Source organism: Nostoc edaphicum CCNP1411 (genome assembly GCF_014023275.1).
Classification (GTDB): domain Bacteria; phylum Cyanobacteriota; class Cyanobacteriia; order Cyanobacteriales; family Nostocaceae; genus Nostoc; species Nostoc edaphicum_A.
This window is the reverse complement of the sequence record NZ_CP054698.1, coordinates 3364604-3382630: the sequence shown is the minus strand read 5'-3', so window position 1 is coordinate 3382630 and position 18027 is coordinate 3364604. Positions and strand designations below refer to the sequence as shown.

Sequence of the window (18027 nt, the reverse complement as noted above, 5' to 3'; positions counted from 1 at the left end):
GAATGTATTTAAAAGAGGCTCTGCCTCAATTCAATCTACTGGAGGCGGCAGCCCTCCCAGAATGGATTCCCAGCCTCCAGGCTGGGAACCAGTCAGAACAAGGGCTGTATCTTTTCTTAGTGCCATTCGGCGCAGAGTCCCAGTGAGTAAGAGTTGGAATGCAAGAAACGCCCATTCCGCACTCCCAATTTTCAAAGCAGTCTCATGTCTGGAATCTACCAGAGAATTCAACTATGGTAACTACAAGCACAATTCGCTTTTCCCAGTTCAATGCTTCTTTGAATCGGAACGCTGAAGGTCAGTTATTAAGTGATTTATCTACCCCCGATAATGCTCAGGCAAAGGCAGTTGCAGAAATCATCCAGCGCAATAACCCAGATGTGCTACTAATTAACGAGTTTGACTACTCCCCGGAGGCAGTTCAACTATTCCAGCAAAATTATCTAGCCATCAGCCAAAACGGTACAACTCCCGTTGACTACCCCTACTTCTACATCGCTCCTTCCAATACGGGTATTGCCTCTGGATTTGACTTGAACAACGACGGTACAGTAGGAGATGGCGATGATGCTTTCGGATTCGGGAATTTTCCTGGTCAATATGGGATGCTGCTGCTGTCCAAATATCCCATCGATACCACCAATATCCGCACCTTCCAAAACTTCCTTTGGAAGGATATGCCCAATGCCTTGCTTCCCGATGACCTCGCAACGCCACAGCCAAATGATTGGTATTCTGACGAGGAACTCGAAGTTGTGCGTCTTTCCTCCAAGAGTCATTGGGATGTACCCATTCAAGTGAACGGCGAGACAATTCACATCCTCGCCAGCCACCCCACACCTCCAACCTTTGATGGGCCGGAAGACCGCAATGGTAAGCGCAACCACGACGAGATCCGCTTTTGGGCAGATTATGTTACTCCTGGTAAAGGTAATTACATCTATGATGATGAAGGCAAAACGGGCGGAATTGCTTCTGGGTCAAGCTTTGTGATTGTGGGTGATCAAAATGCAGACCCGTTAGATGGTGATAGTTTTGACAATGCTATTCGCCAACTGTTGCAAAATCCCAATATCAATACTAATGTCATCCCTACCAGTGTAGGTAGCCCCCAACAAGCAGATTTGCAGGGTGGTGCAAACGCTAGCCAAAAGGGTAATCCTAGCTTTGATACCGCAGACTTTGCTGATACGACTCCCGGAAATCTGCGGACTGATTACGTCTTGCCCTCCGCTGACCTGACCATTGCCAACTCAGGAGTATTTTGGCCTCTAAATACTGACCCGACATTCCCCTTGGTAGGTACTTTTCCCTTCCCCAGTTCCGACCATCGCTTGGTGTTCGCAGATGTGCAAAGTGGGCCAAATGAACCAGGTAAAACTATTCCTCGTGCAGGATTTGTGGAAGAAACTACCTTTGTTACTGGCTTTATTCCTGCTGGTGTGGGGGGTACTGTGAATGGGGTACAGACTCCACTGGGGGGACTATCTGGTGTCACTTACGACGCTGTAAATAACCGCTACTACGCTATTTCAGACGATCGCTCACAATTTGGCCCCGCCCGCTTCTACACTTTCACTGCTGATACTGAGGTGACTTTTACCAATGTCACACCTCTGAGAGATAGCAATAACAACTTATTTGCAACATTTAGCGTTGACCCAGAAGGCATTGCTTTAACCAACAATAGTACTGTTTTCATCTCTTCTGAAGGTGAAGTTAATCCTGGTGCAGGTCGAGTTAGCAATCCCTTTATTAAAGAGTTTTCGCTAGCTACGGGGCAAGAATTGCGATCGCTATTTGTCCCCAGCAAATTCCTGCCAGTAGTTCAGGATACCAACGGCAACGGTCTTGTAGATGCAGGTGACACGCAGACATCAGGTGTTTACAATAATTTGGGATTTGAAAGCCTCACCATCACACCTGACCAGAAAACCCTATTCACCGCTACCGAAAACGCACTTTCTCAAGATGGATTAAGGGCTTCACTCAGCAGCGGCAGCCGTTCCCGAATTCTGCAATACAATCTGCTTAGTGGGCAACCAGAAAAAGAATACCTTTACATTACGGATGCGATCGCGGATGTACCCAACCCTAGCACAGGCTTTGCTGACAATGGTTTAGTGGATTTACTTGCGATCGATAACCGAGGAACCTTGCTGGCGTTGGAACGCTCCTTTGCACAAGGTGTAGGCAACACTATCAAAATCTACGAAGTTTCTTTGCAAGGATCAACAGATATTAGCTTCTACGATTCTCTCAATAATCTGAGTACTGAGCAATTAGAAGTGATCCAACCCGCTCAAAAACGTCTGCTATTAAATTTAAATGATCTGGATTTGCCTAACGGTACAGATAACATCGAAGGCATCACCTTTGGCCCCAAATTAGCAGATGGTCGTCAGTCGATTGTGCTGGTAAGTGATAACAACTTCAACCAAAGCCAATTTACCCAAATTCTGACGCTGGATGCAGACTTAGTTCCAACTGCTGCACCCACGGTAGAAACTCGTCCCGATTTGTTGGATGATGAAACACTCCCAGTTGATCAACGTGCCGATGCTGATGATCCAGCCATCTATATTAATGCTACAAATTCTGCTGATAGCCTAGTATTAACCTCAGTGAAAAATGGCGGACTGCGGATTTATGACTTGTCTGGTAATTTGTTAGAGACAGTTAATCCGGGTGGTATCCGCTACAACAACATAGACCTGCAATACGGTTTTAAATTAGGCAATCAATCTATTGATATTGCCGTAGCTAGCGATCGCAACAATGATAAACTAGCAATCTTCAAAATTAACCCCAATCCTGGCACTGACGGCAATTACCTGGAAGATATTACCGACAGCAGCCTTGGTACTCTCTTCCAAGGGCTACCTTTTGCAGAACCTTATTCCTCATCTTCTCGGAGTGCTTACGGGCTGGCATTGTACCGTAGTCCCATCACCAATGATTATTATGTCTTTGCCAATCGCCGCGAAACTGGAGATGTCGCTCAGTTTAAACTGATTGACAAAGGTAATGGGAAAATTGGTATTGAACGAGTCCGAGAATTTACTGTACCAACAATTGGCGATCGCGATCCGCAAACAGAGGGTATGGTAGTAGACCAGGAAACTGGTTTCCTCTACATCGGCCAGGAAAATGTCGGTATTTGGAAGTTCCAAGCAGAACCAGACGGTGGCACAACTGGCAAGTTAATTGATCAAGTCAGAGATTTGGGTGGTACTAACCTCACCGATGACGTAGAAGGACTGACCATTTATTACGGTAAAAATGGCACAGGCTATTTATTAGCATCCAGCCAAGGCGACAATACCTTTGTTGCCTACACCCGTGAAGGTAACAACGAATACGTAGGTAACTTTGCCGTTGGAAACAATGGGTCAATTGACAGCGTACAAGAGTCAGATGGTGCAGAAGTAATTAACGTGCCACTGGGGCCTAACTTTCCATTTGGTTTATTTGTCACTCAAGATGGCTCCAATGAACCTGCCACAATAGTCAGCGATGAAGGTGAAGAAGAAAATATCAGTTCTAACTTCAAGTTTGTACCTTGGGAAAATATTGCCAATGCCTTGCCTAATTCTCTAACTATTGACACCACTAGTTACGATCCACGTAATCCTGTTGCCCAACCCAAACTGACTATCTATGAATTTGAAAACCTACCCAAGTTAGGAACAACCTCTGAAAATCAAGATATTTTATTAGGTGGTTTCTCTGGGTTGTATTTCCAAGGGTTTGCAGCAAATGGGAATCTGAAGTTTGTCACTCACACAGACAGGGGCCCCAATGGAGAACCTGATGGTGTAAACAGACCATTTTTATTACCCGATTTCCAGCCAGAAATAGTCAGCTTTGAACTCAACCGCAGTACAGGTGAAATTAATATTACCAAGAGAACGGGGCTATTCCGTCAAGATGGGACAACGCCATTAACGGGACTGCCTAATTTGCAAGCTGTAGGAAACGGTTTAGCCTACACAGATGAAATTGCCGTTGACTTAGACAACAATGTTCTCGCTAACGATCCTTTGGGTGCTGACTTAGAGGGAATTGTAATTGCGGAAAATGGAGATTACTGGCTGGTAGATGAATACCGTCCGGCAATTTACCACTTTGACACTAATGGTAAGCTGATTGACCGCTTTATCCCTCAAGGAACTGCCACTGCACCCAACCCAGATCAACCAACCGGAACATTTGGCACTGAGGTATTGCCAGAAGTTTATGCCCAACGCCGCAATAACCGAGGATTTGAAGCTGTCGCCCTGGAAGGTGATAAATTATACGCCTTTATCCAAAGTCCAATTGATAATCCAGATGTCGCCAATGATGCAACTTCCAGAAGTTCTCTCAACCTGCGAATTCTAGAGTTTGATATTGTTACCAAGCAGGTGACAGCAGAGTATTTATATCTCCTGGAAGGTCTACCTGCAACTGATAAGATTGGTGATGCAGTTTCCTTGGGTAACGGCAAATTTGCGGTAATTGAGCGAGACGACAATGGTACATCAGCTGGCAATAAACTAATTTACCAAATTGATTTAGCCGGGGCGACCAACATCAACAACCCTGCTAACTTTACCTTGCCAGCGGATAAAACCATTGAAAAACTTACCTCTGCGGAGTTAGCTACCGCCAATATTACCCCTGTCACCAAAAGCCTAATTGCTAATGCCGCTCAGTTGGGTTACACCGGAGTAGAAAAATTAGAAGGTTTGGCGCTGGTAGCACCCAACACTCTAGCCTTGCTTAACGACAACGATTTCAACGTTACGGGTAATACACCTGCTGAAAAACTCGGCATTCTGGAATTACCCAATAACCTAACAGTTGTAGAGCCTCCTTTCCCGAACGGTTTTGGTTCTAGCAACAGCGATACCGTCAATCTTGAACCAGGACAATTCTTTAGTGCAGGTGACGGCGCAGATTTTGTAGAAGGTACTGAAGGTAACACAATCGAGGCTGGGAACGGTGATGACACCGTACTTGCAGGGAGTGACTCTTCAGTATTTGGGGGAGAGGGTAACGATCAGATTTTTATTGGCCAAAATGGCCCCGCTAAAAATACCAATGCTGATGGTGGTAATGGTGATGATTTGATTGTCGTCGTAGAAGCTAGTGGTAGTAATAATCTGTTTGGTGGGGCAGGTGATGATACTCTCACAATAATTGAAGGTTCTCGCCAATCATTATTCGGTGGTTCCGGTAATGATACCCTTAGCAGTGGCGGTAGCAATAACCGTCTCTACGGTGGTTCTGGAGATGACAAACTTTTCTCTAATGTCAATGATTCGCTATTTGGTGGCGATGGTGATGATGTGCTATTTGCCGGTCAAGGAGGTAGTAATCGCCTCAGTGGTGGGGCTGGTGCTGACCAATTCTGGATTGCTAATGCCAGTCTGCCAATTAGTAATAACATCGTGACTGATTTTACAGTCGGGATTGACAAAATCGGGCTTGGCGGTGTTGGCGTAACTCAATTTTGTGGGCTAACGCTGTCGCAACAGGGTAGTGACACTTTGGTGAAAATAGGAAATACTGAGTTGGCTTCATTGTCGGGAATTATCTCAACTAGCCTGACTGCAAATGACTTTGTTTTCTCTCCTAGCGTCGTAGCTTAGTTTGTTGCCTAGTGTTATCCCAATCCTAAATCATTTCTAAACAACAAGATCCCCGACTTATTAAAGAAGTCGGGGATCTAAATATTTCATGTGTTGCAAAGATTTTCATGAATTTATAAGCCAATACAGTTGAGAATGAGCAACAAAACCCTCATGTAGAGACGCGATAAATCGCGTCTTCAAAGACCAATTACCTACACCAATAACCCTTAGCTGAACCTTATTGATTTATAAGCCCTTACAATTAATCATTTCTTCCAGTTAGCTTATTGTTTTCTTAATCTTCTCATGAAAATATATTTACTGCTAGCTAAGTTCTCTCATACTACTATCAACAGATTTCAATTCTGTATCTCAGTCTTCTACACTCATGACTAACTAACACCAATTAGTAGTTGACATCAAATTCTCATTTATCAAGCTTTCGATAACTCTGAAAGAATACATTTTTTGTAAATGCATTTATTTTCAGTGTTGATGACGAAATCGGACTTAACGGAATTGCCCAAGCTGTAGTGTTGTGATTCTAAAATTTACCCGTAATTCCGGTTTTTAGCATGAGAACATGATTGATTTTTTCCACAAGTGATGCAATGAGAGAACTTGATTAGTTTGCGAACCAGTTAAATCCAAATACCCAACCAACATTCTAATTATGGCAATTGAATTAGTAGGCTTTGCCTCTTTACCTGCTGATACCTATGGTGATGGGCCTGTTTCTGGTGAGGAAATTTCAGGGAATGGCAGAACGGGGCCTTTCCCAGGACAGCCAATACAGGGCTTCAGTGGTGTACAGTTTGCTAATAATGACTCTTTATACTTTCTGTCAGATAATGGTTACGGCAGCAAAGATAATAGTGAAGACTTTCTGTTACGCATCCATCGTCTAGACCCAAGTTTTAAGGGAACAGAAAATGGAGATGGCACTGTTAAAGTTTTAGACTACATTCAACTATCTGATCCCAATAACAAGATTCCTTTCCAAATAGTTAATGAAGGAACTACTGATAGATTACTAACTGGTGCAGACTTGGATGTAGAGTCATTCGTCTTTGATAAAGACGGGACAATTTGGGTTGGAGAAGAGTTTGGCCCTTACCTACTACATTTTGATGCCGCTGGTAAGCTGTTAGAAGCTCCCATTGCTACACCTGACTTCTTCAAAACTCTAGATGGAGAAGCACCTAAAATTCTTGGCCACAGAGGTGCTAGTGGAAAGCTTCCAGAACATACTCTAGAAGCTTACAAACAAGCAATTGCAGACGGCGCTGACTTTATTGAGCCTGACTTAGTAGTTACAAAAGATGGGGTATTAATTGCTCGTCATGAGCCTGCTTTGGCAATTTTGAATCCTGATGGCACTCTTAATTTAAGCAATACAACCACAGACGTTTACGATATTACCAAATATCCACAGTTTGCCGATCGCAAGAAAACAGTCAGTCTAGATGGAACTGAAATCACTGGTTGGTTCGCTGAAGACTTCACTTTAGAAGAAATCAAGACCTTAAGAGCTATACAGCGTGTACCTTTCCGCGACCAATCCTTCAATGGTCAATTTGAAATTCCCACCCTCGCCGAAATCATCGACTTGGTTAAGGAAGTAGAAGCCGAGACGGGTAAAAAGATTGGCATCTATCCTGAAACTAAGCATCCCACCTATTCTGCCGAAGAAGCTACTTATGTAGGCACTACGGAGAAAATTAACAGAAACATCAGTGAAATCCTCATCGATACACTCAAGGCTGAGAATTTCACCGATCCCAGTCGGATCTTCATCCAATCCTTTGAAGTGGGTAATCTCAAGGATCTCCACGATCGCATTATGCCAGAGGCAGGCGTAGATATTCCCCTGGTTCAACTTTTCGATGCCGCTGGAATTACGCTAAACGGTGAGATCATAGAGACTCAGCCTTATGATTTTGAAGTCAGTGACGACCTTCGGACTTATGGCGACTTACGGACTCCAGAAGGTTTGGCTGAAATCGCTACCTATGCTGATGGAATTGGCCCTTGGAAGCGGTTAATTGTCAGTGTCAGAGGTACTGATGCTAATAATGATGGTTTGGCAGATGATATCAACAACGACGGGACAGTAAATGAAGCTGATAGAACACTGTTACCTCCCACTACTTTAGTTCAAGATGCTCACAATGCAGGTTTACAGGTTCATCCTTACACCTTCCGCGATGAAGACCTGTATTTAGCAGCAGATTACAAAGGTAATCCAGAACTAGAATTTCAGCAGTTCTTTCAGCTAGGGGTAGATGCACTCTTCACAGACTTCCCAGATACAGGGGATAAAGTCCGAGATTTCTTGAGTGATCCTCAGAATAACTTAGTGCGATCGCCACAAAACCCCGATGTTCTTTCAGGAGATGCTTTTGCTAACTTGGGTGGCTCTAAAGGTTTTGAAGGTGGAGCAATCAATGCCAGCAAAACCAAGCTCTATATGCTGCTAGAGGGTACGGTTCAAGGTGATGCTCCCGGTGCGTTGCGGATTAACGAATTTGATATCGCTAGCCGTAAGTACACCGATAATAAACTTTACTACAAGTTGGAAAATCCCGCGTATGCGATCGGGGATTTAGCAGTCATTAATGACAATGAGTATTTAGTCGTTGAGCGGGATGGTGGTCAAGGAACTTCTGCTCAATTCAAGAAGATTTTCAAAATAGACTTGTCTAAAACAGATTCTAATGGCTATGTAGTCAAAGAAGAAGTTGCAGACTTGTTGAACATCCAAGACCCCAACGACCTCAATGGAGATGGCAAAACCACCTTTGACTTCCCGTTTGTAACCATTGAAAATGTTTTGGTTGTTGACAAAAACACCATTTTGGTAGCTAATGACAACAACTATCCCTTTTCAACAGGTCGTCCTGGAGATGATCCTCAGAATCCAGTCATAGACAACAATGAAATTATTCTCTTAAAGCTGGAGAATCCTCTCAACCTTGCTCCTGGTTTAGGTCAGCCAAAAGGTGAAGAAATTAAGTTTGGCTCCACAACTAGCGATGATATTACAGCCCAGCCAAATCAAACCTTATTTACAGGTGATGGAGCAGATTTTGTCGAGGCTACTCAAGGTAACACAATCCAAACCGGGAACGGGGATGACACGGTGCTTGTGGGTAATGACTCTTCAGTGTCTACAGGAGACGGTGACGATCAAATATTCATTGGTCAAAATGGCCCGGCTCAAAATACCAGTGCCAATGGTGGTAATGGTGATGATCTTGTTGTCGTAATTGAAGCCAGTGGTAGTAATAATCTATTTGGGGCAGCCGGTGCTGATACCCTGACAGTAATTGAAGGTTCTCGTCAATTATCCTTCGGTGGCTCAGGTAAAGACACCCTCACCAGTAACGGCACTAATAACCGTCTTTACGGTGGTTCTGGAGATGACAAACTCTTCTCTAATGTCGATGACTCTCTATTTGGTGGCGATGGTGATGATATTCTGTTTGCTGGGCAACAGGGTAGTAATAGCCTGAGTGGTGGTGCTGGTGCTGATCAGTTCTGGATTGCTAACGCCAGTCTGCCAACTAGCAAAAACATTGTGACTGATTTTGCGATCGCCATTGATAAAATCGGTTTGGGTGGAATTGGCGTTACTCAGTTTAGTGCCCTAACCCTATTGCAACAGGGTAGTGACACCTTAGTGAAAACTGGAAATACAGAGTTAGCTTCATTGTTGGGAATTACTTCAACTAGCCTCACAGCAAATGATTTCGTTTTTTCTGCTAGTGTTGTTTAGCTGAAAGGTTCAACATTCAAAATTAGTTAAACTGTAGCGATTTTGCTAAAACGAGGAAGTGATACTTCCTCGTTTTTTTATCAAGAAAGGTAGAAGGCAGGAGGAATAATTCTTCCACTGTGACATTAGGGAAGAAGGGTTTGAGATCAATACGCTTGGGTTAAGGGCTAATAGTACAAAATTGTGGGTTTTTGAGACGCGATAAATCGCCGTCTCTACAAGTGTTTTGGTCTTATCTAAATTGTATTGGGTTTCAGATCCCACCAAATTTTTAATTTGGTGGCTTTTATTCAGACCCGTCCTGAATATCCAACTGAGGTAAGACCTTCTGCCTCCTGCCTCCTGCCTCCTGCCTCCTGCCTCCTAACTCATCACTCTCATTGCCTGAGTTGGTATCCATACAGTAAAAATTGAGCCAATACTAACAGTTGATTCTACTTCAATTCGACCGCGATGGAGTTCTATGAGTTGTTTAGTTAAAGCTAGTCCCAGTCCAGTGCCTTCGTAGCGGCGGCGATAGGGTGTATCGAGTTGCTGAAATTTTTCAAACAGTAATGGTAATTGTTCTTCATGAATACCGATTCCGGTGTCTTCGACTTGAAAAATAGCAGTATCATCTTCCACCCAAAGACGTAAAGTAACGCTGCCATTTTCAGGGGTAAATTTAATGGCATTAGTTAACAGATTCCAGATAATTTGTTCTACTCGTTCGGCATCGGCGGTAAAGCGATCGCGCCTGGGATCGATTTGCAAATCAAGTATGAGATTAATTTGTTCGCTTGTTGCTTTTTTTCGCAGTGACTCCATAGCACTTTTGGCAACATTCACCAAAGAAAATTCTGAAATATTTAAAGCTGTTTTACCAGCCTCGATTTGCGATAAATCGAGGATGTCATTAATCATTCCTAATAAATGTTCTCCACTGTCGTGGATCGTTTGCAGATAACCCCGTTGTCGTTGGCTCAATTCACCCAAGGGCCAGCGTAATAACGTCGAAGACATCCCAATCACATAAGTTAAAGGCGTGAGCAATTCATGACTGATAGTAGCGAGAAACTCACTTCTGATCCGGCTAGCAGCTTCGGCGGCGAGGAGGGCATCGCGTAGTGCCCTTGTACGCTCAATAACTCGTTGTTCGAGAGTTTGTTTTTCTTGGGTGAGAGTTTGCATTAACTCGGTTTGGTGAATGGCGATCGCTAATTGTTCTGCGATCGCAATTAGCAAGTTTTTTTCGCTATCATTCCACTGATGTGGCTCATTGCACTGATGAGCAATCAGCAATCCCCACAGTTTTTCTTCAAACATAATGGGTGCCGCCAACTTAGCCCTAACTTGGCTTTCCCTTAAAAAATGCAATAAACACTCTTCTAAAACATAAGTTTTTTCGACATCATCCACAGCTAAGGTAAAACCTTGGCGATACTTCTCCCAACATTGAGAGGTTCGGATAAAGCAATTTTCCTCCGTGTAATTCAACACCGATGTAATAGCATTTGTAGCACGGGACTCATAGACAATATAACCCCCATACTGTTGGTAATCTTCTAATATGGGTTGATTATTTACTGAGATAGAAGTTGAGCATTTCCCATTTACCTCGTCTGTAGAAGACTGGTATTGTTGAGTCTTGACTTGGGAACTTGCAAATTTATAAATTACTAATCTGTCTAATTCCAGAAACTCACGCACCTGTGTAATTGCCGTTGCCATAATGACAGGCAAATCCAGGCTTTTGCGGATCTGCGTTGTTACCTGATTCAATAGCCGCTCTTGAGAAATCTGTTTTTTTAAAGCATCTTCCACTGGCTGACAGATATAAACTGCCGGTCCGATTGGGCTTGGAGGTGCTATTATTTCTTGGTTTGGCTGAGTTAGGAGATATTCTAATAACAACAGCGTAAATTGACTTTGGAGCGTAGCATCATTAGGTCTAATAATTTGCTGATAGCGTTCGAGATTTTGGTGAGTATAAGAATCGCACTCAAACAAATCTCTCAATTCGTAGACAAATGTTGCGATCGCCTCTAAATTAAATGTCAATTTAGTGCTGAGTGCTGTTAGCGGGGCGTTTAGCCCGTACTGAGTGCTGAGAGGGGAGTTAGGAGTGCTGAATGCTGAATAAATTTCCTGCCCCTCTGCTCCCCTGCTCCCCTGCTCCTCCTCAAAGTTTCCTACTAAGAGCGCACTAAACTGCTCAGAAACTACTAGCGTAAACCTTTGTCTTTGCCACTCCACAGGTATACAAACCCGCACCAAAACAGCTTCTGTCAGTACCAAAGCGGCACTTCCCACCGTTTGAGCCATCTGTTCCAACAACTCCCCAAGCTGATTAAATACAACAATAGGCAAGGTTCGAGAAAAGCTCAAATCAGGAGAACTAAGCATTTTCAATCATTTTGGTAAGAGGGGGCTGAATCCAAGGAAAAAAGTTTGTTTTGATTATGTACTAACCAACAGTTTAAAACGGTAAGACAGGATTATGCATCGTATAAGTAGCACATCGGGTGGATGGAATCAGTCAGAGGGTTTAATTTTTTTAGAACAAACTCCAGCGCCTTTCGTGTTGATTACGGCCGCTGATACGGATATTCAAACTTTGGCAGCTTCGGTTCCGAAATTACCTGCAAATTTTCCTGCATTAAGAGTCGCCAACCTGTTGCAGTTGCAGCAACAATTAAGTGTAGACACTTATGGAGAGCAAGTTTTGGAACTTGCCCAAGTAATTGTTTTGCGCCTGTTAGGAGGACGTTCCTACTGGAGTTATGGCTTAGAAGTTGTGCAGGAAATTGTGCAACGTAATGGTAGAACCCTCATTGTAATGCCAGGGGACGACGCTTTTGATCCTGATTTAATTTCCCTGTCTACTGTGCCTTTGGCTATTGTTAATCAGGTATGGCAGTATTTTAGCGAAGGCGGCGTGGAAAATTTCGTTAATGCTCTGCAATTTATCTCCGACAGTTGTTTGTCAACTGCATATAATCCCCCGCCACCCCAGCCGATTCCGCGCGTGGGATTGTATGAGTGGGGAGTGGGAAGTGGGGAGTGGGGAGTGGGAGCAGGGGGAGCAGGGGAGCAGGGGAGCAGGGGAGAGTTAGAACTTCATCCATCCGCCTTGGAACCTCAAGGGTTCCAATGCCCAATGCCCCATGCCCCATGCCTCATGCCCAAAATCGGCATCCTTTTCTACCGCGCTCATTATTTAGCGGGAAACACTAAAGTAATTGATGCTTTATGCGAAGCTTTGGTACAGAAAAATTTACAACCAATGCCAGTGTTTGTTTCCTCATTGCGTGAACCCGATGTTCAAGCTGAGTTGATGGAATTTTTTCAACCCAAAGAAGCCGAATCAATAGCTGTGCTGCTAAATACCACCAGTTTTTCTTTAGCACGCTTGGAAAGGGAAACACCCCAAACTGAAATATGGGAAAAATTAGATGTGCCTGTGTTGCAGGTAATCCTCAGTGGCGGGTCAATTGAGCAGTGGGAGTCACAATTTCAAGGGCTTTCTCCCCGCGATATTGGGATGAATGTGGCGCTACCAGAAGTAGATGGGCGGATTATTACTCGTGCTGTGTCTTTTAAAGCATTACAAACTCGTAATCCCCATTTAGAAACAGATGTGGTAATTTATGAACCAGTGAGCGATCGCATCGAGTTCGTTGCTAAACTAGCAGCAAATTGGGCGCGTCTGGGTTCCAAACCACCCCAAGAACGGCGAATTGCCCTAATTCTGGCAAACTACCCCAACCGCAATGGCCGCCTCGCCAATGGTGTGGGACTCGACACCCCAGCTAGTTGTGTAGAAATCCTGCAAGCTTTACATCAGGCTGGGTATGAAGTAGAAAATCTACCTCCTGAAGGAGACGAGTTGATTCAACGGCTGACAGATGGCGTAACCAACGATCCGGAAGGTCAAGAATCGCTTCCGGTACACCAAAGTGTTTCTTGGGAAGAATATCAAGAATATTTTGCTTCATTACCGCCAGCAGTTCAGCAAGGTATTACTGAACGGTGGGGAATGGGGAATGGGGCATGGGGCATGGGGCATGGGAATAAGGGAGATGAGGGAGATGAGGGCAATAACCCATACCCAATGCCCAATGCCCAATGCCCAATGCCCAATTCCCAATTCCCAATGCCCAATGCCCAATGCCCAATCCCCATTTCTGGAATCCAACTCGGCAACGTTTTTGTGGGAATTCAGCCAGCAAGGGGTTATGATAATGACCCCAGTTTGAATTATCATGCGCCGGATTTAGAACCAACTCATGCTTATTTAGCTTTCTACTATTGGGTTAGAGAAACTTTTGGTGCTGATGCTGTAGTTCATGTGGGAAAACACGGAAATCTAGAATGGCTACCGGGTAAAAGTGTGGCTTTATCCAGTAATTGTTATCCAGAAGTAGCTTTCGGCGCACTTCCCCACCTGTACCCGTTTATTGTCAATGACCCTGGTGAAGGTTCCCAAGCCAAACGTCGCGCTCAAGCGGTGATTATAGATCACCTCACGCCACCGATGACTCGCGCGGAACTCTACGGTTCTTTGCAGCAGTTAGAAAATTTAATTGATGAATATTATGAAGCCGACAGTTTAGATCCTTCGCGTTTGCCAGTAATTCGCGATCGCATCCACGAACTGGTAATCAAAGAAAATCTCCATCTAGATTTGGGAATCCAAAATGAAACAGAAATTTTTAAGTCTGAATCCTTAATTTTGAATTCCATCGGTGGCTATCTGTGTGAATTAAAAGAAGCCCAAATCCGCGATGGGTTGCACATTTTTGGGCAATGTCCCCAAGGAAGGCAGTTACGAGATTTAATAGTAGCGATCGCTCGCATCCCCAATCGCCATTCTTCAGGTATTACCCGTGCGATCGCTCAAGATTGGGGACTAGATTTCGATCCCCTCACAGCCGATTTGTCAATGACTAGTGGTGAATATTCAATAGTCAATGGCACTGAATGCCGTACCCTCGGTGATATCGTCGAAGTCCTAGAAGAACACGCCGCCCTCTTAGTAGAACAACTAATAAATCAGGACTCTTGTAGAGACGCGATTCATCGCGTCTGTGCTGGAAGTGGAGACGCAATGAATCGCGTCTCCACCTGGATACGCGATCGCCTCCTCCCAGCTTTACAACAAACCGATCAAGAAATTACCCATTTATTACACGGACTCGATGGCGGATATGTCCCAAGCGCTCCATCTGGCGCACCCACACGCGGACGCCCAGAAGTTCTACCAACAGGGAGAAACTTTTATTCTGTAGATATTCGCGCCATTCCCACAGAAACAGCTTGGGATATCGGCAGAAAAGCCGCTGAAACTCTCGTTGAATATTACACTCAAGAACATGGTGAATATCCCAAAACACTAGGCTTATCATTGTGGGGAACAGCCACCATGAGAACAGGGGGTGATGATATTGCCGAAGCCTTGGCTTTACTCGGAGTCCAACCAGTCTGGGATGGTGCGGCGCGGCGAGTAGTAGATTTTGAAATTTTGCCCCTAGCGATTTTGGGGCGTCCCCGTGTAGATGTCACCTTGCGAATTTCGGGATTCTTCCGGGATGCTTTTCCCAACTTAATTGACTTATTCGATCAAGCAGTATCAGCAGTAGCAGACTTAGATGAACCGCCAGAACAAAATCCCCTTGCAGATGCAGTTCGCCAAGAAACTGATTTGTGGACAAGCCAAGGATTAACTATACAAGAAGCTGCGGTGCGATCGCGCTATCGCATCTTTGGTTCTCGCCCAGGTGCTTACGGGGCCGGACTTCAAGGTTTAATCGAATCGCAAAATTGGACAGATGACGAAGATTTAGCCCGCGCCTACATCAACTGGAGTTCTTACGCCTATTCTTCGGGAAATTTGGCAGAGGGGCAGGGGAGCAGAGGAGCAGAAATTCTTCCTAATGCCCAATGCCCAATGCCCAATGCCCCATGCCCAATACCCAATACCGAAGCCTTCAAACAACGCTTGGCGCAAATGCAAGTTGTGCTGCACAATCAAGATAACCGTGAACACGACTTACTCGATTCTGATGATTATTACCAATTTCAGGGTGGCTTAACCGCAGCGGTGCGTTCTCTACAGGGAAAAAACCCCCAAACTTATTTTGGTGATAATTCCATACCCGCTAAACCACGCGTTCGCCAACTGAAAGAAGAAATTGCGCGGGTGTATCGTTCTCGTGTAGTCAATCCCAAGTGGATTGCGGGAGTCATGCGCCACGGTTACAAAGGAGCCTTTGAAATGGCGGCGACAGTAGATTTTTTATTCGCCTATGATGCAACAGCTAAATGTGTAGAAGATTATATGTATCAAGGCATAGTAGAGGCTTACTTGCTCGACCCAGTTGTGTCAGAATTTATTCAGCAAAAGAACCCTTACGCTCTGCGTGATATTGCTGAAAAATTATTAGAAGCACACAAGCGCAATTTGTGGGAGGATGTAAATATAGGAACATTAGAAGCTTTGAGGAACCTAGTACATCAAGCTGAAGCAGTTATCGAAGAAAAATCAATGGTGTAGGAAACAAATATGGAAAATCTTGCGTATTTGCACCTAGCTTTCGCCTACGAAGACAGCACACCCAGTGAATTGGTATCCCTCAGTTCTTTGTTTAACAAAGCAGCTGCGCCAGACTGGAAACGGCTTTCTGGTAGGGCTTGGAAGTATATGTTGCCCCTTGCTCTGTCCTTGTCCATTCTTGGCGCTGTGAGCAGTGTCATAGCTTTGGAAAAAGGCGATCAAGGCCCTTCTGTCAGAAATCTACAACAAAAGTTGAAAACAGCAGGTTTTTACCAAGCTTCTGTTACCCAAGTATATGACGTATCCACACAAGAAGCTGTGCGGCGCTTCCAAAAGGCTGCTGGTTTACCAGTTGACGGCATTGTTGGAGCAAGCACCCTGCAAAAATTAGAAAGTTGGCAAGCTAAAAAGCCCAGTACTACGACTACACAAGCTAAAAAAGCTACTGTTGTAAGTACACAAGCCAAAAAGCCTAGCACTACTAGTTCAGCAACAAGAGAGCGCCGTAATTCCAACTACCTTTCTAAAGGGGATGAAGGTGAAAATGTCAGGGTTTTACAAGAACGTTTAAGAGTCGCGGGCTTTTATTACGGGAACGCCACAGGAATATTTGGCCCAATTACCGAAGAAGCTGTCAAGCGGTTCCAAGATGCTTATAAATTAAGCGTTGACGGTGTTGTTGGCCCAGCAACATTAGGTAAATTGCCCGGAGTTGGCATTGGTAGTGGAGAAGAGGCTCCCAAAAAGGTAGTCAATCGAGATAAACTTCGTGTAGGCGATCGCGGTGAGCCAGTTAGAATTGTTCAAGAACAATTGATCCAGGCAGGATATTTAGAGGGAGAGCCAAATGGCTACTATGGCCCCTACACTGCCGATGCTGTAAGGAGATTCCAAGCCGCTAATTACTTGGCAGCAAGTGGCGTTGCTGGCCCAACTACTCGAGCTAAGTTATATAGCTCAGTTAATACTGCTAGCAAAAGCGAATTTAATACCCTAGAAATCCAAACGCGTCTACGGGAGCGGGGTTTTTATAAAGGTAAGCTGAACGGTGTGATGGCAGATGACACCAAAAAAGCGATTAAACAAGCCCAGGAGTTTTACGGCATCAGTCTCAAGGATCTTAAGAGCGGACGCTTTTAACATCCGCTTTGGCGTTGTTAGTATCACTTACCAACTGGTTGCTTACCTCCAGTAACAGCAAATTAAAAACTGCTCAAAATTCCATTTATTTGGTTAATTTGAGTAGTTTCGTTTTTTATCTACCCAAGTGCTAAAGCGGCATCAGCGCCCGTTGGCACTTGGGACATACTGCATGAATGGTCATTTGACAGTCCAGCAGATGGAAACCTTCTTTTTGAGCAGTTTTCGACCCAATTTTTAAAATTGAGTCATTTTTAAACTCAATAGTTGAGTTGCATCTAACACAAATTAAGTGATGGTGGTGATGGGGATAAGGCTGGTTGATTTCATAATGCTTATGTCCCTCGCCCAGTTCTAGTTCCCGCAAAATTCCCATTCTTGCCATCAACTTCAAAGTCCGATAGATAGTTGACAGACTGATCCCTTCACCATCAGTTTCTAGCCGATGATAAAGATCCTCCGCACTCAGATGTTCACCTTGCGGAAGTTCTTGAAAAATGTGTAAAATTGTTTCGCGCTGGGGAGTTAATCGCCAGCCTCGTTCGTTCAGTTCTGCCTTGAGTGAAGTAGTTGTGTAGACAGTCATACTAATATTTCTCAACAAAGCTCGTTAATTGAGAATATAACAAATCTTGGGAGCAATTTGCAACAATCATTGCCTATTGAGAATTTATGTTAAATATTTAAGAACAATTCATCAAATCTTGATCAAAATTAAAGTAATAAGCTGTAATACATTTAATTTCCATACAGCTAATAGTTAGGATACTTGTAACGATTGCATCCTTTGACTTTGAATTTTGAACTAGTGAATTTTAAATTGCTTATTTGATCACCACCTTCGATATATCTGAGCAAAGTTATGGGGAAATTTTTGTACCATTAAATGCAAATTATTTGCTACAAGCCTCTAAAAGGCTTTTAACCTGGGGATCAAATCAGTCTTTTGTCCCTAG

Annotated in this window: 7 protein-coding genes; 5 read left to right on the top strand and 2 right to left on the bottom strand. The window is 44.1% G+C overall.

Going from position 1 to position 18027, the window contains the following annotated elements; all coding sequences use genetic code 11:
* Nucleotides 1-2: 2 nt before the first annotated feature.
* From HUN01_RS16745 to HUN01_RS16735, 3 genes are all read left to right on the top strand, one after another.
* Entirely contained in the window at nt 3-146 is a 144-nt protein-coding gene (locus tag HUN01_RS16745; protein WP_181932200.1) for a hypothetical protein, read from the top strand.
* An 87-nt stretch (nt 147-233) separates the two neighbouring features.
* Nucleotides 234-5636, top strand: a complete 5403-nt coding sequence (locus HUN01_RS16740; RefSeq protein WP_181932199.1) for a phytase — start codon at nt 234-236, stop codon at nt 5634-5636.
* A gap of 652 nt (nt 5637-6288) precedes the next feature.
* Nucleotides 6289-9396, top strand: coding sequence for an esterase-like activity of phytase family protein (locus HUN01_RS16735; protein WP_181932715.1), 3108 nt, complete (start codon nt 6289-6291; stop codon nt 9394-9396).
* A gap of 363 nt (nt 9397-9759) precedes the next feature.
* On the opposite strand, the gene HUN01_RS16730 is transcribed toward HUN01_RS16735, so the two are convergent.
* Nucleotides 9760-11781, bottom strand: a complete 2022-nt coding sequence (locus tag HUN01_RS16730; RefSeq protein ID WP_181932198.1) for a GAF domain-containing sensor histidine kinase — start codon at nt 11779-11781, stop codon at nt 9760-9762.
* Nucleotides 11782-11875: 94 nt separating this feature from the next.
* On the opposite strand from HUN01_RS16730, the gene cobN reads away from it, so the two are divergent.
* On the top strand, nt 11876-15931 hold the full coding sequence (gene cobN / locus HUN01_RS16725) for a cobaltochelatase subunit CobN (protein WP_181932197.1): 4056 nt from the start codon (nt 11876-11878) through the stop codon (nt 15929-15931).
* Between the two features lie 9 nt (nt 15932-15940).
* A complete protein-coding gene (locus tag HUN01_RS16720; protein ID WP_181932196.1) occupies nt 15941-17071 on the top strand; it encodes a peptidoglycan-binding domain-containing protein in 1131 nt (376 codons plus the stop codon).
* A gap of 130 nt (nt 17072-17201) precedes the next feature.
* On the opposite strand, the gene HUN01_RS16715 is transcribed toward HUN01_RS16720, so the two are convergent.
* The gene (locus HUN01_RS16715; protein WP_012407750.1) at nt 17202-17657 is read right to left on the bottom strand and encodes a Fur family transcriptional regulator; all 456 of its coding nucleotides are present in this window, start codon (nt 17655-17657) and stop codon (nt 17202-17204) included.
* Between the last annotated feature and the right edge of the window lie 370 nt (nt 17658-18027).